Genomic DNA, 281 nt, shown 5'->3' on the forward strand with positions numbered 1-281 from the left:
GCGTCCTGCTTCTGCGGCTTAAACATCATGATGACGCGGGGGCAACCTTCGACATTGCCGAGACCGCTCTTCATCTGGACGGTGAGCTTGCAGCCCTTGAGCACGTTGTCGCCTTGCGACAGCACCACTTCCTTGCCCGAAAGCACCAGCACCTGGGTCTTCATGTCGAAGGTGCCCTTGTCGCCGGTGGCGATCTGGTCGTTCGATTTGATGTAGACCTTGTTCTCGACCACGAGGTGGTCGATGTTGGCCGCGCCCGTCATCGCCGACGCGAGATCGGA

At 59.8% G+C, this 281-nt stretch carries 1 protein-coding gene; it reads right to left on the reverse strand.

The annotated features are described in order from the left end of the window. A partial coding sequence (locus EN808_RS36035) for an LptA/OstA family protein (RefSeq protein ID WP_281041875.1) occupies positions 1-281 on the reverse strand: 281 nt, incomplete at both ends.

The sequence above is a fragment of the Mesorhizobium sp. M8A.F.Ca.ET.165.01.1.1 genome (genome assembly GCF_004792065.1).
Classification (GTDB): domain Bacteria; phylum Pseudomonadota; class Alphaproteobacteria; order Rhizobiales; family Rhizobiaceae; genus Mesorhizobium.